Source organism: Streptomyces sp. NPDC008086, assembly GCF_042957325.1.
In the GTDB taxonomy this organism is placed as follows: Bacteria; Actinomycetota; Actinomycetes; order Streptomycetales; family Streptomycetaceae; genus Streptomyces.
In genome coordinates, this window is the sequence record NZ_JBIBIA010000011.1 from 149758 (window position 1) to 173549 (window position 23792).

Here is a 23792-nt window from a genome sequence, read left to right on the forward strand (position 1 = left end):
CTCCCGGTGACGGCGAGCCACCGTACGAACGGTGACTACTCGCCCTTCGCCGACGTCATGCCCTGGGTCCGGCCGATGATCTTCACCTTGCCGGAGCCCTTCGGGTCCAGCGCCGCCCCGTTGGAGACGATCTCCACCGTCAGCGACTGCTTGATCTCACCGGTGGTCAGCGCCAGCACGGCCTTGTCCGGGGTAGGGACGGCGGCACCGGAGTGGGCCGTCTCCTTCTCGTAGTGGCGGGTGGTGAAGAACACCAGCGCCCCGCCGTCCTTGGTGCGCAGCGCCAGCGGCATGTAGTCACCACCCGTCAGCGGCTCGTCGATGTACTGCCGGACCAGGCCCGGCCGTTCGGCCTCCTTGGCCCGACTGGCACGCCATCCGCTGGTGTGGCGGCCGTCCGCGAAGGTGTTCCCGCCGTCCTTGAGGTACGCCGCGTAGTCCTTGCTCAAGTCCTCCGGCGCCACGGCCAGTTCGGTCGAGTTCGCGGGGACCGCCTCGGCCCAGCCGTCCTTGTCCGTCTTGAACCGCGGCACGTCGGAGGGGGCCATCAGCGTCAGATACGACGCCTCCCACGGCTCGGCCAGGCTGTTGCGGCTGAACACGAAGACCCAGCGGGCGGTGGCGCCCTTGTTGGCGGCCGCGTCGGCCACGAACCAGCGAGGCCAGCCCGCCTTCTTCGGGATCGTGAACTTGGTGTCCGACAGCTCCAGCGGGGTGTGCGCCGGGTTGCCGTCGGGGCTGAGCGCCTTGCCCGCCTTCAGCCGCGCCGCGTCGATGTCACCGAGGGCGCCGCTGACATGGTCGGCGTCCAGCGAACTGTCGTAGGCCTTGTCGGCCTCGTTGTACGCGGTGGTGAACTGCTGGAGGGCCTTGGCGGCCTCCGCCTTGGTGGCCGACGGGAGGACTTCCCTCTCCCCGTGGACCACCACGCATCCGCTTGCCGTCAACGACAAAGCGGTCAGCGATGCCGCTATCAGTGCGCTCCGGTCAAGCCTGCGGAGCTTTCGAGGGCCGCGATCCCTGCTCATCAGGTTCCTTCACCTTCCCCTTCCCGGAGGCGAACCCTACCGGGGCGAGGAAGAGCGCGAGCGTCGGGACCAGGTACAGCAGCCACACCGTGACCTGGAGGACGGTCGGGTCGGGCTGGAAGTTGAAGACGCCCTTCAGCAGAGTGCCGTACCAGCTCGCCGGATCGACGGTGTCGCTGATGTCGAACGCCTTGTCGCTCAAGCCCGGCAGCCAGCGCGCCTCCTGCAGGTCGTGGAAGCCGTACGCGAGTACGCCCGCGGCCACGACGACCAGCATGCCGCCGGTCCAGGTGAAGAACTTGGCGAGGTTGATGCGCAGGGCGCCGCGGTAGAACAGCCAGCCCAGGACGATCGCCGTGACGATGCCGAGGGCGGCGCCGACCAGCGGGCGCGGGCTGCCGTCGCCGGCCGCGCGCACCGACGCCCACACGAACAGGGCCGTCTCCAGGCCCTCTCGGCCCACGGCGAGGAAGGCGGTGGCGACCAGCGCGCCCGTGCCCATCCGCAGGGCCGCGTCCAGCTTGCCGTGCAGTTCGGCCTTCAGATGCCGGGCGGTGCGCCGCATCCAGAACACCATCCACGTCACCAGGCCGACCGCGAGCAGCGACAGGGAGCCGCCGAGCGCCTCCTGGGCCTCGAACGTCAGCTCCTGCGAGCCGAATTCGAGCGCGCAGCCGAAGCCGAGCGCCAGGGCGACCGCGACGCCGATGCCGATCCCGATGGGGCGCAGCGCGTCCCGGCGGTCCGTCTTGACCAGGTAGGCGATGAGGATGCAGACGACGAGCGACGCCTCCAGGCCCTCGCGCAGTCCGATCAGGTAGTTGGAGAACACGCCTACGCCTCCTTGCCGAACAGCGTCCGGCCCCACCAGTCGTCCTTGTCACGGACGCCGGGCGGGACCGCGAAGAGCGCCGAACCCACGTGCTGGATGTACTCGTTGAGCGCGTCCGTGGCCAGGTTGCGCTGGATGCGGACGAACCCGGTGCGCGGGTCGCGCTGGTAGGCGAGGAAGAACAGGCCCGCGTCCAGGCGGCCGAGGCCGTCGGTGCCGTCGGTGAAGGAGTAGCCGCGGCGCAGGATCGTCGCCCCGTCGTTGGAGGCGGGGTGCGCGAGCCGGACGTGCGCGTCGGGCAGCATCGCCTTCAGGAACGGCTCGTCACGCTCCTTGGCCTTGCCGACCGGGGCGCCCTCGCCCTTGTCCCGGCCGAAGATGTCCTCCTGCTCCTGGAGCGAGGTGCGGTCCCAGGTCTCGATGTGCATACGGATGCGGCGGGCGACGAGGTAGGAGCCGCCGGCCATCCAGCGCGGGCCGTCCTCCTCGCCCACCCACACGAACTTCTCCAGCCGGTCCGTCTCCGTCCCCGCGATGTTGCGGGTGCCGTCCTTGAACCCCATGAGGTTGCGCGGGGTCTGCTCCTCGGGAGTGGTCGACGAGGTCTTCCCGAAGCCGAGCTGGGACCAGCGGATGACGACCTTGCCCATGCCGATGCGGGCCAGGTTGCGGATGGCGTGCACGGCGACCTGCGGGTCGTCCGCGCAGGCCTGGATGCACAGGTCACCGCCGCTGCGGTTCCTGTCGAGGTTGTCGCCGGCGAACTTCGGCAGCTCTTCGAGGGCTTCGGGGCGGGCGTCCGCGATGCCGAACGCCTCGCCGTACTTCTCGAAGAGCGACGGCCCGAAGCCGATCGTCAGCGTCAGCCGCGACGGCTTCAGCCCCAGCGCCTCGCCGGTGTCGTCCGGCGGCGCCTCGGCCAGACCGCCGTAGGCGCCCTCGCCGACCGCCTGCCCGGCGGTCATCCGGCGTGCGGCCGCCGTCCAGTCCTTCAGCATCCGCACGAACTCGGCGCGGTCGTCGGTCTTCACGTCGAACGCGGCGAAGTGCAGCCGGTCCTGCACGGGGGTGGCGATGCCGGCCTGCCGGGCGCCGTGGAAGCCGATCGCGGCGCCCGCGTCGGCGCCCACCGGGTCCACGTCGTCGCCCGTACGGGCCATCGCCACGGCACCGCCGGCCGCCGCGGCGCCGAGCGCGAGCCCGGCACCGCCCCAGCCGATCAGCGCACGCCGGGACGGGGACTGCGAGGTCTCTGTCATCGGGGTGCCCCCTACTTCACGACGACGGCGGCGGCAAGCTTGGACAGCGGCTCCGCGAGCGCGTTGACGCCGTCCGACAGCTCCTTCTGGTCGGCGTCGCCGACCTTGTCGTACGAGGTGAAGTCGTACGACGACTTGTCCGCCCGGTACTTGTCGAGCAGCGTGTTCAGCGCGGCGAACTGCTTGTCGAGCTCGGTGACCAGCGCCTGGTCGTTCTCCTTGGCGACCGGCTTCAGCAGCTCGTAGGCCTTCTCGGCGCCCTCGACGTTGGCCTTGAAGTCGACCAGGTCGGTGTGCGAGTAGCGCTCCTCCTCGCCGGTGACCTTGCCGGTGGCGACCTCGTCGAGAAGTTCCTTGGCGCCGTTGGCCATGGAGGTCGGGGTGATGTCGGCCTTGCCGACCCGCTTCTGCCAGTCCTTCAGGTCCGTGATGAGCTGGTCGGCGAGCTGCTTCTCCCGGTCGCCGATCTTCTTGTCCTGCCAGAGCGCCTTCTCCAGGCGGTGCCAGCCGGTCCAGTCCGTCGCCGGGTCCTGGCCGTCCTCCAGGCCGTCCTCGCGGACGTCGACCTTGGGGTCGATGTCGCCGAAGGACTCGGCGACCGGCTCGGTGCGCTCCCAGCCGATGCGGGAGGGGGCGTAGGCCTTCTTCGCGGCCTCGATGTCGCCGTCCTTGACGGCCTTGGCGAACGCCTCCGCCTTCGGCAGTGTCTCGTCGGCCTGCGTCTGCACGTACTCGCGGTAGGCGGCGACGGCCTTGTCCAGCCGCGGGTCCCGCTCGGCGGACGCGCCCTTGCCGGTGGCCTTGACGGTCTGCCGGATGCCATCGCCCTTCATACCGGGCTTGCAGGCGATGGTGTAGTCGCCGGCCTTCACCTCGGCGGTGACGGTCTGCTTGGTGCCGGGGCCGATGTTCTCCCGCTCGGTGACGATGCGGTCGTCGGGGAAGAGGATGTAGACCTCGGTGACCTTGGAACCCTTGTTCTCGATGGCGAGTTCCACGTGGCCGGCCGGGAACTCCTTCTTCGACACCTCGCACTTGTCGTCCGTGGACGTCACGTTGACGACCCGGTCGCCACCCGTCGAGCTGCCCTTCTCGGTGCACCCCGTGACGGCGGTCAGAGCCGCCACGGTGGCGGCTGCGGCGACGGCGGAGAGTCTGGCGGGTCGCATGAAGGCTCCAGGGTATGGCCGGAAAGTGTGCGTGACGCGCCTCACATGACAGGAAGGTGAGGCTCACCTAACGCACCTAAGGATTACCTAAGTGGCCAAAAACAACCCCATAGAGGGGTCAAAGGAAGGTCAAAGGTTGCGTCGCGGGGTCACCAGGAGGGCTCCTGTTCGGGGAGGCGACAGCACGTCGACGGGCGTCCCGCGTCTCCCCGCGACTTCGGTTTCCGGATGGGTGCTTCAATGCCCCCGTGACTGACTACGACGTCCTCCGCGTCTTCTGCGGACCGACCGGCGGCTACGGCAACGAACTCGGCGTCGTCCGTGAGGGCTCCGTGATCCCCGAGCGGAGCGACCGGCAGGCGTTCGCCGCGAAACTCGGGTTCAGCGAGACCGTGTTCGTGGACGACCCCGAGCGCGGAGTCGTCGACATCTACACCCCGACCCTGCGCCTGCCCTTCGCCGGGCACCCGTGCGTAGGGACGGCCTGGCTGCTCGACGTGCCCGAGCTGGTCACCCCGGCCGGCGTGGTGGGCGCGCGGCAGGACGGGGAGTTCTGCTGGATCGAGGCGCGGGCGGAGTGGGCGCCGCCGAGGACGCTCCGCCGGTACACGACGGCCGCCGAGGTCGACGATCTGGCCGTACCGTCGCCAGGGGAGTGGATCTACGCGTGGGCGTGGGAGGACGAGGCTGCCGGACGGGTGCGTGCCCGGGGCTTCCCCGGGCGGGACGACGGCATCGAGGAGGACGAGGCCACGGGAGCGGCGGCGCTGCTCCTGACCGACCAGCTGGGCCGCGCCCTGAACATCACCCAGGGCGCGGGCTCCCAGATCCTCACGGCGCCGCAGCCGGGAGGCTGGGTGGAGGTCGGCGGCCGGGTGTTCCTCGAACGCTAGCGGCAGCCGCTCACGCCGACAGCGGGAACTCCTCGCCCAGCGCCCTGAACACCGCGGTGTTCAGGGCGAACGCCCTCTTGCACTCCGCCACGATCCGCTGCTTCTCCAGGTCGTCCGCGCGGACCCCGTCCAGCAGCTCGCGGTAATCCCGCTTGAACGCGGCCGGGTTGGGGATCTTCTCGAAGACGTAGAAGCGGACCCCGTCGCCCTTGCGCGCGAAGCCCCAGGTCTTCTCCGCCTTGTCCCGGATGATCTGGCCGCCGGAGAGGTCGCCGAGGTAGCGGGTGTAGTGGTGCGCGACGTAGCCGGCCGGCCAGCCCTCGGCGCACTCCCGCACCCGGTCCGCGTAGGCCCGCGTGGCGGGCAGCGCCGACAGCCCCGTCCGCCACAGCGGACCCCGCAGATGCGCCAGGTCCCGCTCCAGCGACGCCAGCCGGAGCAGCTCGGGCCGGATGAAGGGGCCGGCCACCGGGTCCGAGGCCAGCCGCTCGGCATCGGCCTCCAGCGCCTCGTACACGAACCACAGCTGCTCGGTGTACCGCGCGTACGCGTCCACGCCCAGCCGGCCGCCGAGCAGGTCGCTCATGAACGTCGAGGTCTCCGCCTCCATGTGCTGCTCGTGGGACGCGGTGCGGATGACTGTCGCGAAGGAGTCCATGGGCACCCATCTTCTGAGGTTAGGCTTACCTAAGTCAATAGGTTTGCCGACGCCGTGTCGGTAAAAGCGTACAAAGAAAACCCGCCCTCCGCAGGGGGCGGGTTCTCTCGGCGACCGCCCGGTCAGGGGAGGGTGAGGATCTCCGCCCCCGTCTCCGTCACCACCAGCGTGTGCTCGAACTGCGCGGTGCGCTTGCGGTCCTTGGTGACGACCGTCCAGCCGTCGTCCCACATGTCGTACTCGTGCGTCCCCAGCGTCAGCATCGGCTCGATCGTGAAGGTCATCCCGGGCTGGATCACCGTCGTCGCGTGCGGGCTGTCGTAGTGCGGGATGATCAGACCCGAGTGGAACGACGAGTTGATGCCGTGGCCCGTGAAGTCGCGGACCACTCCGTAGCCGAAGCGCTTGGCGTACGACTCGATGACCCGGCCGATGATGTTGATCTGACGACCCGGCTTGACCGCCTTGATCGCGCGGTTCAGGGACTCCCGGGTCCGCTCGACCAGCAGCCGGCTCTCCTCGTCCACGTCACCGACCAGGTACGTGGCGTTGTTGTCGCCGTGCACCCCGCCGATGTACGCCGTCACGTCGAGGTTGACGATGTCGCCGTCGCGCAGAACCGTGGAGTCCGGGATGCCGTGGCAGATGACCTCGTTGACGCTGGTGCACAACGACTTGGGGAAGCCGCGGTAGCCGAGCGTGGACGGGTAGGCGCCGTGGTCGCACATGTAGTCGTGCGCCACCCGGTCCAGCTCGTCCGTCGTGACGCCGGGCGCGATCAGCTTCGCCGCCTCGGCCATCGCCCGCGCGGCGATACGGCCGGCGACGCGCATCGCCTCGACGGTCTCCGGGGTCTGCACCTCCGGACCCTTGTACGGCGTCGGCGCGGGCTTGCCGACGTACTCGGGGCGGCGGATGTTTCCGGGCACGGAACGGGTGGGGGACAGCTCCCCTGGGACGAGCAGTGACTGGCCAGACATGCCAGCGAGTCTAACCAGCGGGCATGGGGGAACATGTCGGTGGCGAGAGGAGCCGGACATGGCCTTGTTCAAGAAGCGCACGGTCGGCAAGCCGGGGGAGTGGTACTACTGCCTCGTCCACAAGAAGGTCGAGGAGGGGCCGGAGTGCCCCGCCAAGGACCGCTTCGGGCCGTACACCAGCCGGCAGGAGGCCCAGCAGGCGATGGACCTAGCGCGCGAGCGCAACCTGGAGTGGGAGAACGACCCCCGCTGGCACGACGCCCCGGCCGGCCCGTCGGACGACGCCTGATCACCCCTCGGCCGGTGCCGGTGCCGGTGCCGTGGTCGCCGCTGCCGCCGCCCGCTGCCGGCGCAGCCGTACCGCGTGCTCGTTCGTCCGCGCGTCGTACGTCATGAGCTTCGGCAGGCACAGCGCCAGCAGCCCCACCGCGCCCACGCACAGCAGCCCGCCCGACCACACGGACGTCCGTACGCCGCGCCAGGCCGCGACGCCGCCCACATAGGTCTGGCCGAGCTGCGGGCCCACCGAGTACGACAGCAGTTCGATCCCGGCGAGCCGGCCGCGCAGCTCGTCCGGGATCGTCTGGTTCCACATCACCCCGCGGAAGATCCCGCTGACCATGTCGGCCGCGCCGCCGACGGTCAGGAACAGCAGCACCAGCCACACGTTCCCGGAGACACCGGCCGCCGCGATGGCCACGCCCCACAGCGCGGCCGACACGACGACGGCCCGCCCGTGCCGGTGCACCCGCGAGGTCCAGCCGCTGGTCAGGCTCACCAGCATCGCGCCGGCCGGCACGGCGGCGTACATCAGGCCCAGCGCCCAGGGCGCGTTCAACTCGTCCGCGAGGAAGGGCAGTACGGCCAGCGGCATCGCGAAGAGCATCGCCGCGATGTCGATCACGTACGTGCCGAGGAGCTCCTTGCGTCTCCAGGCGTAGCGGGCGCCCTCGGCGATGGCCTTGAGCGACGGCTTGGCGGCCTCGTGGGAAGCGGGGGAGGGGGCGAGGCCGACGACGAACAGGACGGACACGACGAAGGTCAGCAGGTCCGCGCCGTACGCCCAGCCGAGCCCCGCGTACGCGACCACCACACCCGCCAGGGCCGGGCCCGCGACCCCGCCGACCTGCCAGCGCAGCGCGTTGAGCGAGGCGGCGGCCGGGAGGTGGTCGTGGGCCACGATCCGGGGCAGCAGGGCGTCCAGGGCTGGGCGTTGGACCGAGACCAGCGCGGAGGACAGGGCGGCGACGACGTACAGCGGCCAGATCGCGGGGGTCGGCAGCAGCGCGTTGACCAGCAGGGCCGCGCTCAGCACCGCCTGCCCGGCCTCCGTCCACACGATCAGCTTCCGCTTGTCCAGCGCGTCGGCGAGGGCGCCGCCGTACAGCCCGAACGCGATCAACGGCACCAACTCCACGGCCCCGATCGCCCCGACCGCCGCCGCCGACCCGGTGAGCTCCTTGATCTGCACGGGCAGCGCGACGAACGTCAGGAAGCTGCCGAAGGACGACACGAGCCCCGCCAGCCACAACTTCCGGAAGTCGACGGAGGCCCGCCAGGGGGTGAGATCGGGGAGCACGGCACGGAGGTTCACGAGGGGTCATGGTCGGGCGGGTAGGTGGCGAAGGCAACCGGATTTCACCACCGCGGCGGTGGCGGCGCCGTCAAAGACTCCGCCAGCCTGGACAGACGGTCCCGGAACCATCCCCGCCCCCGCCCGGAGGGCACCCCGTTCTCGCCCGCCCCCGCGCTCACCAGATGCTGCACGGTGTCCAGATCCAGCTCCCCGCCCTCCGGCACGGCCAGCGTCTCGTGGGCCATGGCCGTCAGCTCGCCCTCGCCGGGGCCGAGGGCCAACACCCTCGCGCCGGCCCGCCGGACGTCGTGCACCCGCTCCAGCAGCGGCGCCCCGGGCTCGTCCGGCGACACCACCAGCAGGGTCTCCCCGCGCCGGGCCGCCGCCAACCGGCCCAGGCCGACGGCCAGATGAGCCGGGTCCGAGGCGCGCGCGGCATGCCGTACGAGGGTCGGGGCCAGCTCCGGCGTCCCCGACCACGCGGCCTCGTCCACCAGATGGGCCGCGAGATGCCACGGCTCGTACTCCGGCGTGCCGACCAGCAGCAGCCCGCCCCCGTGCGCCACGGCGGACGCCCGCAGCGCCCCCGCGAACCGCCGCGTGGCCCCCAACCACTCGGTCCCGGCGAGTACTTCGCGCAACAGCGCCACCCGTACCGCATCCATGCGACCGCATCCTGCCGTAACCCACCACTCGTGACCCGGAGTTCACCCCGAATTCGCCCGGCCTGGGGAAGCAGTGGGCTCCGGCGGCCATGGCGAGGAGTCCGACGATGACCGAGACCACTGTTCCCTTCCGCGCGGGTCAGGAGGGGTACGCCTCCTTCCGTATCCCGGCCGTCGTGGTCAGCGGAGCCGGCACGGTGCTCGCCTTCTGCGAGGGGCGGGTCGAGTCCGCCGCCGACCACGGGCACATCGACATCGTGCTGAAGCGGTCCACGGACGGCGGGCGCACCTGGGGCCCGCTCAGAGTGGTCGCCGACAACAACTGGCACCTCGCCGGCAACCCCGCCCCCGTCGTCCTCGACACCGGCCGCATCCTGCTCGTCTACATCCGCAACCACGCCACCGCCACCGAAGCCGCCATCCTGCGCGGCGAGGTGAGCGACGCCGACGGCCGCCGGATCTGGGTGCGGTACAGCGACGACGACGGCGTCACCTGGTCGAGCTCGAGGGAGATCACCGCGCAGGTGAAGCGCCCGGGCTGGCGCTGGTACGCCACCACCCCCGGTCACGCGATCCAGCTGAGCACCGGCCGGGTCGTCGTCCCCGCCAACCACACGGTCCCGCCCACCGGCGACGACGTCGGCAACGAGGCCCGGTACAACAGCGGGCACTGTCTCCTCAGCGACGACCGGGGCGCCACCTGGCGCATCGGCTACGTCGACGAGAACACCGACGGCTACGTCAACGTCAACGAGACCACCGCCGCCGAACTCCCCGACGGCCGCGTCTACTTCAACACGCGCAACGACTCCCCGTCCCCCGGCAACCGCGCCGACGCCCACTCCACCGACGGCGGCGAGACCCTGGTCAAGCCCTTCCGCCCGCAGGCCGGCCTGCCCGCGCCCATCTGCGAGGGCAGCGTCCTCCAGCTCCGTGACCCCGACGTCCTGCTCTTCTCCGGCCCCGCCGACCCCGCCGCCCGCGCCCTGATGACCATCCGCGCCTCCACCGACGGCGGCCTCACCTGGCGGCCCGCACACACGGTGGACGGGCTGCCCGCCGCGTACTCCGACCTCGCACGGGTCGACGACGCGACGGTCGGACTCCTCTACGAGACCGGCGACTTCGGCCCGTACGAGACCATCACCTTCCGGCGGGTGCCCGTGACGCAGCTCACCTGAGAGGTAGGGGTGCGCGGCGCGGACGTAAAGTCGGCCCATGACCTCTACCGACAGTGCACAGCAGCCCGCCGGGGCCCCCGCGAAGGCTCCGGCCAAGGACCCCTGGGACCTCCCCGACGTCTCCGGGCTGGTCGTCGGCGTACTCGGCGGTACCGGGCCGCAGGGCAAGGGCCTCGCCTACCGGCTCGCCAAGGCCGGACAGAAGGTGATCATCGGTTCGCGGGCGGCCGACCGTGCCCGGGCCGCCGCCGAGGAGCTCGGGTACGGCGTCGAGGGCGCCGACAACGCCGAGTGCGCGCGGCGCAGCGACATCGTGATCGTCGCCGTGCCGTGGGAGGGGCACGGCAAGACCCTTCAGTCCCTGCGCGAGGAGCTGGCCGGCAAGCTGGTCGTCGACTGCGTCAACCCGCTCGGCTTCGACAAGAAGGGCGCCTACGCGCTCAAGCCGGAGGAGGGCAGCGCCGCCGAGCAGGCCGCCGCCCTGCTACCGGACTCCCGCGTGACGGCCGCCTTCCACCACCTGTCGGCCGTCCTGCTCCAGGACCCGGAGATCGACGAGATCGACACCGACGTGATGGTGCTCGGGGAGGAGCGGGCGGACGTGGAGATCGTCCAGGCCCTGGCCGGCCGTATCCCCGGCATGCGCGGCGTCTTCTCCGGACGGTTGCGCAACGCCCACCAGGTGGAGTCGCTGGTGGCGAACCTGATCTCGGTGAACCGTCGCTACAAGGCACACGCCGGGCTGCGCGTCACGGACGTGTGAGGGCTCGCGGACAGGACCTTCGGAAGATGGGGGACACTGGTCGCCGTAGCAGTGTCCCCCGAAGGAGCCGACCGAAATGCCCCGCCTCGCCATCTACACCCTGATCGTCTGTCTTCTCGCCGTGGCCGCGGCGGTCGTGTCCTTCGCGCAGGGCAGCTTTCTGGGGATCATCTGGGTGCTGCTGGCCGGGCTGTCGTCGAACATGACCTGGTACTACGTCAAGCGCGCCAAGGACGAGCGGCGGGGCTCGGTCACGGGCTGACCTGGCAGTACTCGCTGGTGCCCTGCCAGAAGCGGTAGAGGCTCTCCCCGCAGTAGCGATCGAGGCCGTGGACGCCCAGGCTGTCCATCACCGTGTAGATCAGCTGGAAGAACTCCCGGTTCACCGGGGGAAGCATGAGCAGCGCGAACACCAGCAGCAGACCGAACGGGGCGAACGGCTCCACCTGGCGCTTGATCCGGTACGACAGCCAGGGCTCGAGCACGCCGTAGCCGTCCAGGCCCGGGACCGGCAGGAAGTTCAGGATCGCCGCCGTGACCTGGAGCAGCGCGAGGAAGGCGAGCGCGAACCGGAAGTCCGGGGGGACGCCGTCCAGGGCGTCCAGCCAGAACGGGGCGGTGCACACGACGGCGAAGAGCACGTTGGTCAGCGGACCGGCCGCCGAGATCAGACTGTGCCGCCAGCGCCCCCGGATCCGCCCGTGCTCGATGAAGACGGCACCGCCCGGCAGACCGATGCCGCCCATGATCACGAAGATGACCGGGAGCACGATGCTGAGCAGCGCGTGCGTGTACTTCAGCGGGTTGAGGGTGAGATAGCCCTTCGCGCCGACCGTGATGTCGCCGCTGTGCAGGGCGGTACGCGCGTGTGCGTACTCGTGCAGACACAGGGACACGATCCAGGCGGCGGTCACGAACAGGAAGACGGCCAGTCCGGCCTGCTCGGCGAACCCGGACCAGGTCGCCCAGCCCGTCACCGCCGTGACGGCCAGGATGCCCACGAAGACGGGGCTGATCCGCCGGTCGCTGCGGCGGCTGAGAGCGGTGGTCATGGGGAGGGGCTCCTGGGGGGACGTGACGTGACGGGACGGGAGAACGGGGCGGTGGACCTGCCCGACCGTACCGGGCGTACGGGGAAAACGTCTCGCGGTGGGCCGGTGGTTCCAGGGAGGGTGGGGGTGCCCTCGGCCGACCCGCCTCACACCCCAACCCTGTGACCCTCGCCGAACCGACCGGAGACAATGGACCCCGTGCGCTATCGCATCCTCGGCACCGCCCAGGCACTCCGCCCCGACGGCAGCCCCGTTCCGCTGGGCGGAGCCCGGCTGCGTGCCCTGCTGACCGTGCTCGCGCTGCGGGGCGGCCGGACCGTGCCGGCGGGCATGCTGGTCGACGAGGTGTGGGAGGGCGATCCGCCCGCCGACGCCACGGGCGCGTTGCAGGCACTCGTCGGGCGGCTGCGGCGGGCCCTCGGCGCGGACGCGGTGGTCTCGGCGGAGGGCGGCTACCGCCTCGCCGCCGCGCCCGACGACATCGACCTGCACCGCTTCGAACGGCTCGTCGGCGAGGGCACGCGCGCGTTGGCCGACGGCGACCCCGCCAAGGCCGCCGAGGCCCTCGACGACGCCCTCGCCCTGTGGCGCGGCCCCGCCGTCGCCGACCTCCCCGACCGCACCGCCGAGTCGGCCCGCCAGGACGCCCGCCGCCTGGACGCCCTGCGCGCCCGCCACACCGCCGCCCTCGCCCTGGGCCACGCCGAACAGTCCCTGCCCGAACTCACCGCCCTGTGCGACACCCACCCCCTCGACGAGCCGTTGCAGGCCCTCCGCCTGCGCGCCCTGCGCGACGCGGGCCGCACGGCCCAGGCACTGGCCGCCTACGAGGACGTACGCCACCTCCTGGCGGACCGGCTCGGCTCGGACCCCGGCCCTGAACTGCGCTCACTGCACGGGGAGTTGCTGCGGCCGGAGCCCGCCACGCCGGTCCTGCCGGCCGGTGCGGGTACGAGAGCGGGTAAGGGGACGGGCACAGGGACGGGGGCGTCCGGCACGTCCGGAACGAGCCCCGACGTCCTCCCCGCTCCCGCCCTCACCCCCACCACCCCTCCCGCCGGCAACCTCCGCGCCCGTCTCACCTCCTTCGTCGGACGCGAGGCCGACATCGAGGCCATCCGCGGTGATCTCACCACCACCCGGCTCGTCACCCTGCTCGGCCCCGGAGGCGCCGGGAAGACGCGGCTGTCGCAGGAGGCCGCCGAGAGCGTGCGGGACGGGGCGCCGGACGGGGTGTGGCTGGCCGAGCTCGCGCCGGTCGACGTCCCCGACGGGGTGCCGGAGGCCGTCCTCACCGCCGTCGGGGCCCGCGAGACCGTGCTGTACGGCGCCGGAGCCGAGGCCATGCGCGCCGGATCGGAGCGGCACGACGACCCCGTGGAGCGGCTCGCCGAGCACTTCGGCAAGCGGCGGATCCTGCTGATCCTCGACAACTGCGAGCATGTCGTCGAGGCCGCCGCCCGTCTGGTGGCGGAGCTGCTGGAGCGCTGCCCGGAGCTGACGGTGCTGGCCACCAGCCGGGAACCCCTCGGCGTACCGGGAGAGCTCCTGCGGCCCGTGGAGCCGTTGCCGGAGCCCGTCGCGCTGCGGCTGCTCGCCGACCGGGGCGCGGCCGCCCGGCCCGGCTTCCGCGTCGACGCCGACGACGAGACCGCCGCGGCCTGCGTGGAGATCTGCCGGCGTCTCGACGGCCTCCCGCTCGCCATCGAGCTCGCCGCCGCCCGGCTGCGGATGCTGACGGCACGCCAGATCGCCGACCGGCTCGACGACCGCTTCCGCCTCCTCACCTCCGGCAGCCGTACCGTCCGGCCCCGCCAGCAGACCCTCCGGGCGGTCGTCGACTGGTCCTGGGAGCTGCTGAACGAGGACGAACGGGAGGTGCTGCGGCGGCTGTCCGTCTTCGCGGGCGGCTGCGACCTCACGGCCGCCGAGGCGGTCTGTGGGCCCGCCGCCCTCGACACCCTCGGCTCGCTCGTCGACAAGTCCCTGGTGGTGGCCGCCCCTTCGGCGGACGGCGCGATGCGCTACCGGCTCCTGGAGACCGTCGCCGAGTACGCGGGCGATCGCCTCGACGAGACGGGACGGCGCCCGGAGGCCGAGCGCGCCCATCTGACGTACTACCGCGAACTCGCCCGCACCACAGACCCGTTGCTGCGCGGCCCAGGCCAGCTCGCCGCCATCAGGCGGCTGGAGCGCGAGTACGAGAACCTGCGGATCGCCCTGCGCCACGCCGTCGCCGACCGCGACGAGCAGGAGGGGCTGTGCCTCATCCTGTCCCTTTCCTGGTACTGGCAGATGCGCGATCTGCGGATCGAGGCGCGCAACTGGTCCCGTGAGGTGCACACCCTCGGCCCGGACCCGTTCGCCGAGCCGGTCCGTCGCGCGCGGCCCGTGCGGGAGCGGTGCACGGACACCCCGCCGCCGTGGACGGGGGAGATGCTCGACGAGGCCCGGCGCGGAGCCCATCTCGTCCATCTCGCCTGTATGGACACCGAACTGGACTCCTGGCAGACCCCCGAGGCGCAGGCCAAACTGCGTGCCATCGCCGCCACCTACGAGCCGGGCATGCCGCAGACCTGCCGCCTGCCCGGCTCCCTGTGGTTCTTCGCCGTCATGCTCACCGGGGACATGGAGCGGCTGCGGGAGGTCGTCGACGCCACCGTCCGCACCTCCCGTGAGACGCCCGGATACGACTGGGAGCTCGCCGCGAGCCTGTACGCACGTGCCAACCTGCTCGCCAACCGAAGCGACTGGGCGGGCGACGCCACCCGTGACGCCGACGAGGCGCTGGAGATCTACGAGCGCCTCGGCGACCTGTGGGGCACCGCCGAAGCCCTCTCCGCGCGCGCCGAGGCAGGCGAACGCAAGGGCGAGTGGGAGTCCGCCGCCACCGACTACGAGGCGGCCATCGAGCGCGCCGAACGGCTCGGCGCCCGCGCCCAGATCTCCGTCCTCAACGCCCGCCTCGGCAGCGCGCTGATCGAGGCCGGCGAGCCCGAGCGCGGCGAACGCCTGCTGCACGAGGTGATCGCCCACCGGGACGGCGCGCGCAACGAGGCGATGCCGGCCGCCCGGATGTTCCTGGCAGGCCACCTCGGCATGACCGACCGCATCGCCGAGGCGCGGGAGCAGTTGCGGCTGCTGCGCCAGGAGTTCTCCGTCGCCAGCTTCGTCATCTTCGACGCCGTCATCCTCGGCTCGGAGGCCTGGCTGGAGGCCGTCGACGGGCGCCCCGAGGAGTGCCTGGTCAAGGTCCGCCAGGCCCTGGAGCAGGCAGCGGACCCGCTGTCCCTGGCCATCGCGCCCAGCATGCGCACCCTGCTCCTGCACATCGCCGGCCACGCCCTCGCCACCGCGGGCGACGGCGGGCGCGCCCACGACGGCGCTCTCTGCGTCGGCGCAGGCGACGCGCTGCTGCCGCCCGGCCACGTCCCGACGCGCATCGAACGCGAGACCCGCGCGCGGGCCACGCGCACCCTGCGCGCGGCACTGGGGGACGAGGCCTACGAGTCGGCGTACGCGCAGGGCGGCGGCCTCTCCCCCGAGGAGGCCGCCGCCCTCGTCTGACGCGCACCCACCCCCCGGTCGCGTCAGCTCTTCGTACGGAACTTGTGGATGGCGACCGGCGCCATGATCGCCGTGATGGCGACCGACCAGCCCAGCGTCACCCACAGGTCGTGCGCGACCGGGCCGCCCACCATCAGGCCGCGCGCGGCGTCCGCGAGCGTGGACAGCGGGTTGTAGTCGGTGAAGGCCTGGAGCCAGCCCGGCATCGAGGTCGTCGGCGCGAAGATCGACGAGCCGAACTGGAGCGGGAACAGCACCAGGAAGCCCATGGCCTGCACGGACTGCGCGTTCTTCATGATCACGCCGAGGGTGAGGAACACCCACATGATCGACGAGGCGAACGCCGTGGACAGGGCCACCGTCGCGAACAGACCGGGCCAGTTGGTGATGTCGAACCCGACCGCCACGGAGACGATCATCAGCACGGTGGTCGCGAACAGCATCCGCAGCAGTTCCACCGAGATCTTCGCGAACAGCACCGAACCGCGTCCGATCGGCAGGGACCGGAAGCGGTCCATGACACCGGAGTTGAAGTCCTGGCTGAACCCGGTGCCGACGCCCTGCGACAGCGTCATGCTCATCATGGCGATCATGCCGGGGATGACGTACTGCACGTACTGGTCCTGCCCGCCGCCGAGCGCCTGCCCGATCGAGCCGCCGAACACGAACACGAACAGCAGGGTGAAGATGACCGGCATCAGCAGTGCGTCGGCCATCGACTCCGGGTCCTGCCGGATCCACAGCAGATTGCGGCGGACGAGGGCACCGGTGTGCCGCAGGTGCGCGCGCAGGGTGATGCGGGCGTCGTCGGTGCCGGTGGCGGTCACCGGGGCCGGGGAAACGGTGGTGGCGCTCATACGGCGACCTCCTCGCGGGCGTCGGCGGGCGTGGCGTCCTGCGGGGCACTGGCGCGGTGGCCGGTGAGGGACAGGAACACCTCGTCCAGGCTGGGCAGTTCGGTGGTGATGGAGGCGAGCGTGATGCCCTGCGCGGTGACCGCGCCGACGATGGCGGTGAGCTGCTCGTCGCTGAGCACGGGGACGAGCAGGGTGCCGGCCTCGGTGTCCACGGTGGTGGTCGCCAGGCCGGTGATGCCGAGGTCGTCGAGGTAGGCGGCGAGGGGCCGCAGCTGGCGGGCGTCGGCCGGCCGGATCCGCAGGGTGCGCCCGCCGACCTTGGCCTTCAGCTCCTCGATGCCGCCGCCCGCGATGACCTTGCCCCGGTCGACGACGGTCAGCTCGGAGGCGAGCTGCTCGGCCTCCTCCATGTACTGGGTGGTCAGCAGCACGGTCACACCGTCCCCCACCATGGCCTTGACCTCGTCCCACACCTCGTTGCGGGTGCGCGGGTCAAGGCCGGTGGTCGGCTCGTCCAGGAAGAGCACGTCGGGCCGCCCGATCATGGAGGCGGCCAGGTCGAGCCGCCGCCGCATGCCACCGGAGTACGTACTGGCCGGCCGCTTGGCGGCGTCGGTCAGCGAGAACCGCTCCAGCAGCTCGTCGGCACGCGCGCGTGCGGCCTTCCGCGGCAGATCGAGCAGCCGCCCGATCAGATACAGGTTCTCCCACCCGGGAAGCTTCTCGTCCACGGAGGCGTACTGCCCGGTCAGCCCGATCACCCGCCGCAACTGCCGGGGTTGCCGTACGACGTCGTACCCGGCGACGACGGCCTTCCCGGCGTCCGGCGCCAGCAGCGTGGACAGGATCCGGACCAGGGTGGTCTTCCCGGCCCCGTTCGGTCCGAGCACCCCCATCACGGTGCCCTCACGCACCTCCAGATCCACCCCGTCCAGCGCCTTGGTCTCGCCGTAGTGCTTGACCAGCCCCCGCACCGAGACGGCCACACCAGCGCCGCCCGGGTCCTTCTCGATTCGCGTCATGCCACCGACAATCCCAGCCCCTACCGACAAACCACCGACAGCTCACCGACACGGCTGACAAGGGACCTGGCAGCAGCGTCCCAAGGGGCCCGAAGGGCCCTCAAGGGGCGCGGGGAACCGCGCGACCGGCCACGACGGCGCGGCAGCCGACAGACCACACACCGCGGCACATCCGTAGTCGAGCCGCGCCGCCAAAACGTCAGTGCCGAACCGCCTCGACCCGCTCCGGAACACGCCCCGCGACGACCCGCTCCCGCGCCCCCAGCGGAGCGGCACGACGCCGGTCCACGGCATACGCGACGGAAGCGACCCCGAGCCCGAGCACGGCCAACGCGGAGCCCACCAGCGCCGGAGACGTCACACCGAACCCGGCCGCGAGGGCGAGCCCACCGACCCACGCACCACCGGCGTTCGCGAGGTTGAAGGCCGCCTGGTTGGCGGAGGAGGCCAGCGACGGGGCAGACGACGCCTTCTCCATCACCATCAGGTTGAGCGGGGACCCGGTCACGAACGCCGCCATACCGAGCAGCGCCACCGCCAGGGCCGCACTCCACGCCGTGGACATCAGCAGCGGGAACATCGCCAGCACCGCGACCAGCGACAGCAGACCCCCGAACAGCGTCCTGCGCATCGAGTGGTCCGCGAGGCGCCCGCCCAGCAGGTTGCCGACGGTCGCGCCCACCCCGAACAGCGCCAGCAGCAGCGTCACACTGGCGTCGGCGTACCCGGCGGCGTCGGTCAGCATCGGCGTGATGTAGCTGTACGCGGCGAACAGCGCGCCGAACCCCGCGACCGTGGTGCCGAGCGCCAGCCACACCGGCAGGGAGCGCAGGGCGGCCAGCTCGCCGCGCAGGCCGGCCGGCGGGGCGGCGTGTGCCTCGCCGCGCGGGATGAGCAGCGCCAGCGCGGCCATCGCGGCCAGACCGATGGTGCTCACGCCGAGGAAGGTCGCCCGCCAGCCCAGGTGCTGCCCCGTCAGCGTGGCCACCGGGACGCCGGCGACGTTGGCCATCGTCAGGCCCAGGAACATCAGCGACACGGAGCGGGCCTTGCGCTCGGGCGCGACCATGCCGGTCGCCACGACCGCGCCGACGCCGAAGAAGGCGCCGTGCGGCAGACCGCTCAGGAAGCGGGCGGCCATCAGCCAGTCGTAGGTCGGGGCGAACGCCGACAGGGCGTTGCCCGTGACGAACAGGGCCATGAGGCCGATCAGGACGGTGCGGCGCGGCATCCGGGCCGTGACCGCCGCCAGCAGCGGGGCGCCGATGACGACGCCGAGCGCGTACGCCGAGACCAGGTGCCCGGCGGTGGGGATCGAGATGTCCAGGTCGTTCGCGACTTCGGGCAGGAGGCCCATCATCACGAACTCGGTCGTACCTATGCCGAAGGCGCCGACGGCCAGGGCGAGCAGGGCCAGGGGCATGAAAAGAGCCTGTGCCTTTCAGGGGGTCGAGAGCAGCGTTCCGAACTTTGTATGTTCAGTTACGGAACAAAGCCTCTCAGGCCCAGTATTCCGGCAGCTGACGATCAGGTTGCCGAGACCCGTCCGCACCCGGCCGGTCATGCGCACACCACGGGCTGACCAGGAGTTTTCCCGAGCGCTTCAGGAAGCGGATGTGTCGACCTTCACACGCGCCGCCACCGGCAGATGATCGCTCCCGGTCGCCGGCAGCGTCCACGAGCTCATCGGCTCGACGCCCCGCACCATGATCTGGTCGATCCGCGCCATCGGGAACGACGCCGGCCAGCTGAACCCCATCCCGCTGCCCGAGGCGCCCTGCGTGGAACGCATCTGGGCGGTGACGGCGCGCAGCGCGCGGTCGTTCATCGTGCCGTTCAGGTCACCGAGCAGGACGACCTTGCGCACCGGCTCGTCGGCGATGGCCTCACCCAGCGCGTTCGCGCTCTTGTCGCGCTGCCGGGCGGTGAACCCGGCCTCCACCTTCACCCGCACCGACGGCAGGTGGGCGACGTACACCGCGACCTGCCCGGCCGGCGTGGCCACCGCGGCCCGCATCGCGCGCGTCCAGCCCAGCTTGATGTCGACCGGCTCGACGCCGCTCAGCGGGTACTTGCTCCACAGCCCGACGGTGCCCTGCACCGTGTGGTACCTGTACGTCGCCGCCAGCGCCTTCTCGTACGTCGGGACCGCGGCCGTCGTCAGCTCCTCCAGCGCGACGACGTCCGCGCCGGACGCCGCCACGTCCCGGGCGGTGCCGGCCGGATCGGCGTTGTCCGCGTTGACGTTGTGCGTGGCCACCGTCAGGTCGCCGCCGGTGCCGGTCTTGTCGCTGAGCTGGCCGCCGAAGAGGTTCAGCCAGACGATCGCCGGGAGCAGCACGGCGATCAGCGCGGTCGCGGATTTGCGCACCAGGGCCAGCAGGACCAGCACCGGGACGCACAGGCCCAGCCAGGGCAGAAACGTCTCGGTGAGGCTGCCGAGGTTGCCGATCGCGTTCGGGATCTTCGCGTGCAGCCCCATCACCAGGGCGAGCACCGCCGCGAGCGCGGCCAGTACGATCCCGCGACGCCAGATCCGCGGATCGCCGCGCCAGCCCGCGGCCAGGCCCTTCAGGCGGTTCGTCAGGCGCCGAAGCCCAGATTCCCGGCGCTCGGGACCCGAGCCGCCGTTGTCCGTCTCCGTCACGTACGCCTGCTGCGCCATACCGTCGCCTCACTACCTGCCGTGCACACCGTCGTCCCCCCGCGCCCACAGAAACCCTAGGGGATGATCGGCTCCGTTCATGCCGTACTCATGACGGCCGTACGGGGGCGAGGACGTACAAGTCGGCTTCGGAAGTTCCGGTTGCCGTGGAGGAAAGCGCGCTCTGTGACGAAACGCGCACATGCGGGCTACGGAGCGGGCGAACTGACGGGCCGTAGACCTTCGAGCACGGCGTCGACCATCTGCGCCGCGAGCCCTTCCGGAAGGTCGGCGTCCGGTCGCATGACGGCACGCACCAGCATCGGGCCGAAGATCATGTCGTTCAGCACGTCCACGTCGAGGTCCGTGCGCAACTCGCCGTTGGCCTGCCCGCGGCGCAGGATCGCGTGCTGCTTGCGACGGCGCGGCTCGACGACGATCGCGTGGTAGGCGTCCCAGATCTTCGGCGCGCTCTTCATCTGGGCGATGACGTTGTGCAGGAGCACCGACGAACGGGTCATCAGACCGCGCTGGCGCAACTGCTCCAGCAGCGCCACGAGGTCGTCGCGCATGGACGTGCCGGGCAGTTCGGGGTCCGGAGGCTCGGCGGCGCGCACGACGTCGACGAAGAGCTCCTCCTTGCCGCTCCAGCGACGGTAGATGGTGGCCTTGCCGACGCCCGCGGTCCGGGCGATGCGCTCGATGGAGAGCTCCGCGAGCGGCACGCCGTCCTCCAGCAGCTTCAGGATGCCCTCCATGATGGCCCGTTCCACGGCCTCGCTGCGGGGACGGCCCCTGACGGGGCCGTCGTGCCGGGGGTGGCTGTCGGCGAGGCTCACGTGGTTCGGTCCTTTCGCTGGGCTGTGCTGATTCTCCCCCCGGTTCTCCCCGGTTCTCCCCCGGTCCTCCTCCTGGTACGACAGGTCCCGCACCCGGCGCCGGCCGACGGCCCCGCCCGTCACTGCTCGGTGGACACCAACTCCCGCTCGCCCTCGCCCTCCTGAGACGCCGCCGGCCGCCCCGGCAGGAACAGCGCCACGACCACCGCGCCGAGCACCGCGACGCCCGCGCCCCACAGCGCCGTGACGTGCATGGAGTGCAGGAAGGCGGCGTGGGCCGCCTCGACGAGCAACTCGCCCTTCGGGCCGAGCCGGTCCGCGAAGCCGAGGGTGGCCTCGATGGACTCGCCCGCGGTGTGCCGCACGCCCTCCGGCAGCACCGTGAGCCGGTCCTCGATGCCGCTGCGGTACGCCGTCGACATGACGGAGCCGAGGACGGCGATGCCGAGCGCGCCGCCGACCTGGCGGAAGGTGTTGCTCAGGGCGGAGGCGGAACCGGCCTTCTCGCGGGGCAGCGCCTGCATGATGACGACGCTGACCGGGGTCATGATGTGCGCCATCGCGGCGCCCATCAGGAAGAAGACGACCTCCAGGAGCCAGATGGGCGTGTCCGCCTCGAACGTGGCGAACGCCGCCAGCGTGAGCGCGATCAGCAGCATGGCGCCGGTGGTCGTGGCCCGGTTGCCGAACCGGTCGACGACCAGCCGGGCACGCGGCGCGAAGATCATCTGCGCGGCGGCGAGCGGCAGCATCAGCAGACCGGTCTCCAGCGGCGAGTAGCCGCGCACGCTCTGGGTGTAGAAGACCGAGAAGAAGGTCACGCCCATCAGGGCGAAGAAGACCAGCGCGATGACGCCGATCGCGGCCGAGAAGACCTTGTTGCGGAAGTACGTGACGTCGATGGACGGATGGTCGCTGCGCTTCTCGAACACCACGAAGGCGGCGAGGACGGCGAGCCCGGCGGCGATGGTCACCAGCACCGTCACGTCCGTGAAGTCGGCGAGCTGGCCGCCCTTGATGATGCCGTAGACGAGCAGGACCAGCCCGACGACGGAGAGGACGACGCCGATCGGGTCGATGCGGCCGGGGTTCGGATCACGCGAGTCCGGAACCAGCCACAGCATCAGTGCGAGGGCGAGCAGCACGATCGGCACGTTGATGAGGAAGACCGAGCCCCACCAGAAGTGGTCGAGCAGGACGCCGCCGGTGATCGGCCCGACGGCGATGGCGAGGCCGACGCCGCCGGCCCAGATGCCGATGGCCTTGGGCTGCTCGTCGCGCTCGAAGACGTTCATGAGGACGGCCAGGGTGGCCGGCATGACGAAGGCGGCACCGAGGCCCATCACCGCGCGGAAGGCGATCAGCTCACCGGGCGAGCCGGAGAACGCGGCGAGGGCGGAGCCGATGCCGAACACCGCGAGCCCGCCCAGCAGGACCTTCTTGCGGCCGAGCCGGTCACCGAGGATGCCCGCGCTGAACAGCAGTCCGGCGAAGACGAGGGTGTAGGCGTTGATCGCCCACTCCAGCTCGCTCTGGGTGGCGCCCAGGCCGGTCGGGGCGGGGGTCGAGATGGTCTTGATGGCGACGTTCAGGATCGAGTTGTCGAGTACGACGATCAGCAGGCTCAGCATCAGCACGCCGAGGATCGCCCAGCGGCGCCGGTGCACGGCTTCCGGTATGCGGGGGGCTGTGGCGGCGGGAGAAGTCATGCTCTCGAACGTACCGAATTTACGATACGGAACCGTCTCGTATCTTAAATTCTTACCGAGAACTTACGTGACCCTCGCTGGGTGGTGGAACGCACGCGGCATGGCCTAGCCCTCCCTGGCACGAGGTGCCACCATGGAGGGGAGTCCGGGGACGCCGTCAGGGCGCCTCGAGATGACATGAAGGAGCCGTTGCAATGACGCAGCTTTCGGCTGCCCAGACGCCACAGGCGAAGACCTCCGACGGCAGCAAGGCGCTGTACGGGGGGAAGGGCACCCGCCGCATCACCGTCCGGGACATCGCGCTCGCCAAGGATCGGGGCGAGAAGTGGCCCATGCTCACCGCCTACGACGCGATGACCGCGTCCGTCTTCGACGAGGCCGGCATCCCCGTCATGCTCGTCGGTGACTCGGCGGGCAACTGTCACCTCGGCTACGACACCACCGTGCCCGTCACGCTCGACGAGATGACCATGCTGTCGGCCGCCGTCGTACGGGGCACCTCGCGCGCCCTGATCGTCGGCGACCTGCCCTTCGGTTCCTACCAGGAGGGCCCGGTGCAGGCGCTGCGCTCGGCGACCCGGCTGGTCAAGGAGGCCGGGGTCGGCGCGGTCAAGCTGGAGGGCGGCGAGCGCTCCCACGAGCAGATCCGCCTGCTGGTCGAGTCCGGCATCCCGGTCATGGCCCACATCGGCCTGACCCCGCAGTCCGTCAACGCCATGGGCTACCGCGTCCAGGGCCGCGGCGAGGAGGCGGCTCAGCAGCTGCTGCGCGACGCCAAGGCCGTCCAGGACGCGGGTGCCTTCGCGGTCGTCCTGGAGCTGGTCCCGGCGGAACTCGCGGCCGAGGTCACGCGCGTGCTGCACATCCCGACGGTCGGCATCGGCGCCGGCCCGGAGACGGACGCGCAGGTCCTGGTCTGGACGGACATGCTGGGCCTGACCGGCGGCCGGGTCCCCAAGTTCGTCAAGCAGTACGCCGACCTCCGCGAGGTCATGGGCAACGCGGCGAAGGCGTTCGCGGAGGACGTCGTCGGCGGAACGTTCCCCCTGGAGGAGCACTCCGTCCACTGAGCCCCCGGGCTCCGGCCCCACTGAACCA

22 protein-coding genes are annotated in these 23792 nt (G+C 71.4%); 7 read left to right on the forward strand and 15 right to left on the reverse strand.

The features are described 5' to 3' along the window. Window positions 1-35: 35 nt before the first annotated feature. Genes ACFZBP_RS35225 through efeO form a run of 4 tightly spaced genes read right to left on the reverse strand, consistent with a single transcriptional unit; the run spans window position 36 to window position 4288 of the window. The gene (locus ACFZBP_RS35225; RefSeq protein ID WP_391419355.1) at window positions 36-1028 is read right to left on the reverse strand and encodes a hypothetical protein; all 993 of its coding nucleotides are present in this window, start codon (window positions 1026-1028) and stop codon (window positions 36-38) included. Next, complete coding sequence (gene efeU / locus ACFZBP_RS35230) at window positions 988-1860, reverse strand: iron uptake transporter permease EfeU (RefSeq protein WP_391419357.1); 873 nt, start codon at window positions 1858-1860, stop codon at window positions 988-990. The genes ACFZBP_RS35225 and efeU overlap by 41 nt, the downstream gene beginning before the upstream one ends. A 2-nt stretch (window positions 1861-1862) precedes the next feature. Further along, window positions 1863-3119 carry an iron uptake transporter deferrochelatase/peroxidase subunit gene (gene efeB / locus ACFZBP_RS35235; protein ID WP_383450750.1) on the reverse strand — a complete coding sequence of 419 codons (1257 nt, stop codon included), beginning with the start codon at window positions 3117-3119 and terminating at the stop codon, window positions 1863-1865. Window positions 3120-3130: 11 nt separating this feature from the next. Next, window positions 3131-4288: an iron uptake system protein EfeO gene (gene efeO, locus ACFZBP_RS35240; protein ID WP_383450753.1), complete on the reverse strand. Its 1158-nt coding sequence runs from the start codon at window positions 4286-4288 to the stop codon at window positions 3131-3133. Between the two features lie 248 nt (window positions 4289-4536). On the opposite strand from efeO, the gene ACFZBP_RS35245 reads away from it, so the two are divergent. Continuing rightward, on the forward strand, window positions 4537-5181 hold the full coding sequence (locus ACFZBP_RS35245; RefSeq protein WP_391419360.1) for a PhzF family phenazine biosynthesis protein: 645 nt from the start codon (window positions 4537-4539) through the stop codon (window positions 5179-5181). A 10-nt stretch (window positions 5182-5191) separates the two neighbouring features. Here ACFZBP_RS35245 and ACFZBP_RS35250 read toward each other — a convergent pair whose 3' ends face one another. Together ACFZBP_RS35250 and map are read right to left on the reverse strand one after the other, a co-directional pair. Further along, window positions 5192-5839, reverse strand: coding sequence for a biliverdin-producing heme oxygenase (locus ACFZBP_RS35250; RefSeq protein ID WP_391419362.1), 648 nt, complete (start codon window positions 5837-5839; stop codon window positions 5192-5194). Between the two features lie 122 nt (window positions 5840-5961). Beyond that, window positions 5962-6819, reverse strand: a complete 858-nt coding sequence (map, locus tag ACFZBP_RS35255) for a type I methionyl aminopeptidase (RefSeq protein ID WP_383450761.1) — start codon at window positions 6817-6819, stop codon at window positions 5962-5964. Window positions 6820-6877: 58 nt separating this feature from the next. On the opposite strand from map, the gene ACFZBP_RS35260 reads away from it, so the two are divergent. Next, complete coding sequence (locus tag ACFZBP_RS35260) at window positions 6878-7108, forward strand: hypothetical protein (protein ID WP_383450764.1); 231 nt, start codon at window positions 6878-6880, stop codon at window positions 7106-7108. On the opposite strand, the gene ACFZBP_RS35265 is transcribed toward ACFZBP_RS35260, so the two are convergent. After that, entirely contained in the window at window positions 7109-8413 is a 1305-nt protein-coding gene (locus ACFZBP_RS35265) for an MFS transporter (RefSeq protein WP_391419365.1), read from the reverse strand. Window positions 8414-8457: 44 nt separating this feature from the next. After that, the gene (locus ACFZBP_RS35270; protein ID WP_391419368.1) at window positions 8458-9060 is read right to left on the reverse strand and encodes a hypothetical protein; all 603 of its coding nucleotides are present in this window, start codon (window positions 9058-9060) and stop codon (window positions 8458-8460) included. Window positions 9061-9167: 107 nt separating this feature from the next. On the opposite strand from ACFZBP_RS35270, the gene ACFZBP_RS35275 reads away from it, so the two are divergent. The 3 genes from ACFZBP_RS35275 to ACFZBP_RS35285 all read left to right on the forward strand — a co-directional run bounded on the left by ACFZBP_RS35275 (window position 9168) and on the right by ACFZBP_RS35285 (window position 11266). After that, window positions 9168-10241 carry an exo-alpha-sialidase gene (locus tag ACFZBP_RS35275; RefSeq protein ID WP_391419370.1) on the forward strand — a complete coding sequence of 358 codons (1074 nt, stop codon included), beginning with the start codon at window positions 9168-9170 and terminating at the stop codon, window positions 10239-10241. Window positions 10242-10278: 37 nt separating this feature from the next. Beyond that, the gene (npdG, locus tag ACFZBP_RS35280) at window positions 10279-11004 is read left to right on the forward strand and encodes an NADPH-dependent F420 reductase (RefSeq protein ID WP_383450773.1); all 726 of its coding nucleotides are present in this window, start codon (window positions 10279-10281) and stop codon (window positions 11002-11004) included. Window positions 11005-11080: 76 nt separating this feature from the next. Beyond that, window positions 11081-11266, forward strand: coding sequence for a hypothetical protein (locus tag ACFZBP_RS35285; RefSeq protein WP_391419373.1), 186 nt, complete (start codon window positions 11081-11083; stop codon window positions 11264-11266). On the opposite strand, the gene ACFZBP_RS35290 is transcribed toward ACFZBP_RS35285, so the two are convergent. Next, a complete protein-coding gene (locus ACFZBP_RS35290) occupies window positions 11256-12056 on the reverse strand; it encodes a site-2 protease family protein (protein ID WP_383450778.1) in 801 nt (266 codons plus the stop codon). The genes ACFZBP_RS35285 and ACFZBP_RS35290 overlap by 11 nt on opposite strands. A gap of 189 nt (window positions 12057-12245) precedes the next feature. Here ACFZBP_RS35290 and ACFZBP_RS35295 point away from each other — a divergent pair, with 189 nt between their 5' ends. Continuing rightward, window positions 12246-15623, forward strand: a complete 3378-nt coding sequence (locus ACFZBP_RS35295) for a BTAD domain-containing putative transcriptional regulator (RefSeq protein ID WP_391419376.1) — start codon at window positions 12246-12248, stop codon at window positions 15621-15623. 23 nt (window positions 15624-15646) lie between these two features. On the opposite strand, the gene ACFZBP_RS35300 is transcribed toward ACFZBP_RS35295, so the two are convergent. The 6 genes from ACFZBP_RS35300 to ACFZBP_RS35325 form a co-directional block, all read right to left on the reverse strand. Next, a complete protein-coding gene (locus ACFZBP_RS35300) occupies window positions 15647-16480 on the reverse strand; it encodes an ABC transporter permease (protein ID WP_391419378.1) in 834 nt (277 codons plus the stop codon). Beyond that, window positions 16477-17502 carry an ATP-binding cassette domain-containing protein gene (locus ACFZBP_RS35305; protein WP_383450786.1) on the reverse strand — a complete coding sequence of 342 codons (1026 nt, stop codon included), beginning with the start codon at window positions 17500-17502 and terminating at the stop codon, window positions 16477-16479. The genes ACFZBP_RS35300 and ACFZBP_RS35305 overlap by 4 nt, the downstream gene beginning before the upstream one ends. 199 nt (window positions 17503-17701) lie before the next feature. After that, window positions 17702-18925: an MFS transporter gene (locus ACFZBP_RS35310; RefSeq protein ID WP_383450789.1), complete on the reverse strand. Its 1224-nt coding sequence runs from the start codon at window positions 18923-18925 to the stop codon at window positions 17702-17704. Between the two features lie 180 nt (window positions 18926-19105). Next, a complete protein-coding gene (locus tag ACFZBP_RS35315) occupies window positions 19106-20167 on the reverse strand; it encodes an endonuclease/exonuclease/phosphatase family protein (protein ID WP_391419382.1) in 1062 nt (353 codons plus the stop codon). Between the two features lie 188 nt (window positions 20168-20355). Continuing rightward, window positions 20356-20985: a TetR/AcrR family transcriptional regulator gene (locus ACFZBP_RS35320; RefSeq protein ID WP_383450795.1), complete on the reverse strand. Its 630-nt coding sequence runs from the start codon at window positions 20983-20985 to the stop codon at window positions 20356-20358. Between the two features lie 119 nt (window positions 20986-21104). Beyond that, the gene (locus tag ACFZBP_RS35325; RefSeq protein WP_383450798.1) at window positions 21105-22694 is read right to left on the reverse strand and encodes an MFS transporter; all 1590 of its coding nucleotides are present in this window, start codon (window positions 22692-22694) and stop codon (window positions 21105-21107) included. Window positions 22695-22888: 194 nt separating this feature from the next. Here ACFZBP_RS35325 and panB point away from each other — a divergent pair, with 194 nt between their 5' ends. Next, the gene (panB, locus tag ACFZBP_RS35330; protein ID WP_391419385.1) at window positions 22889-23764 is read left to right on the forward strand and encodes a 3-methyl-2-oxobutanoate hydroxymethyltransferase; all 876 of its coding nucleotides are present in this window, start codon (window positions 22889-22891) and stop codon (window positions 23762-23764) included. Window positions 23765-23792: the final 28 nt, after the last annotated feature.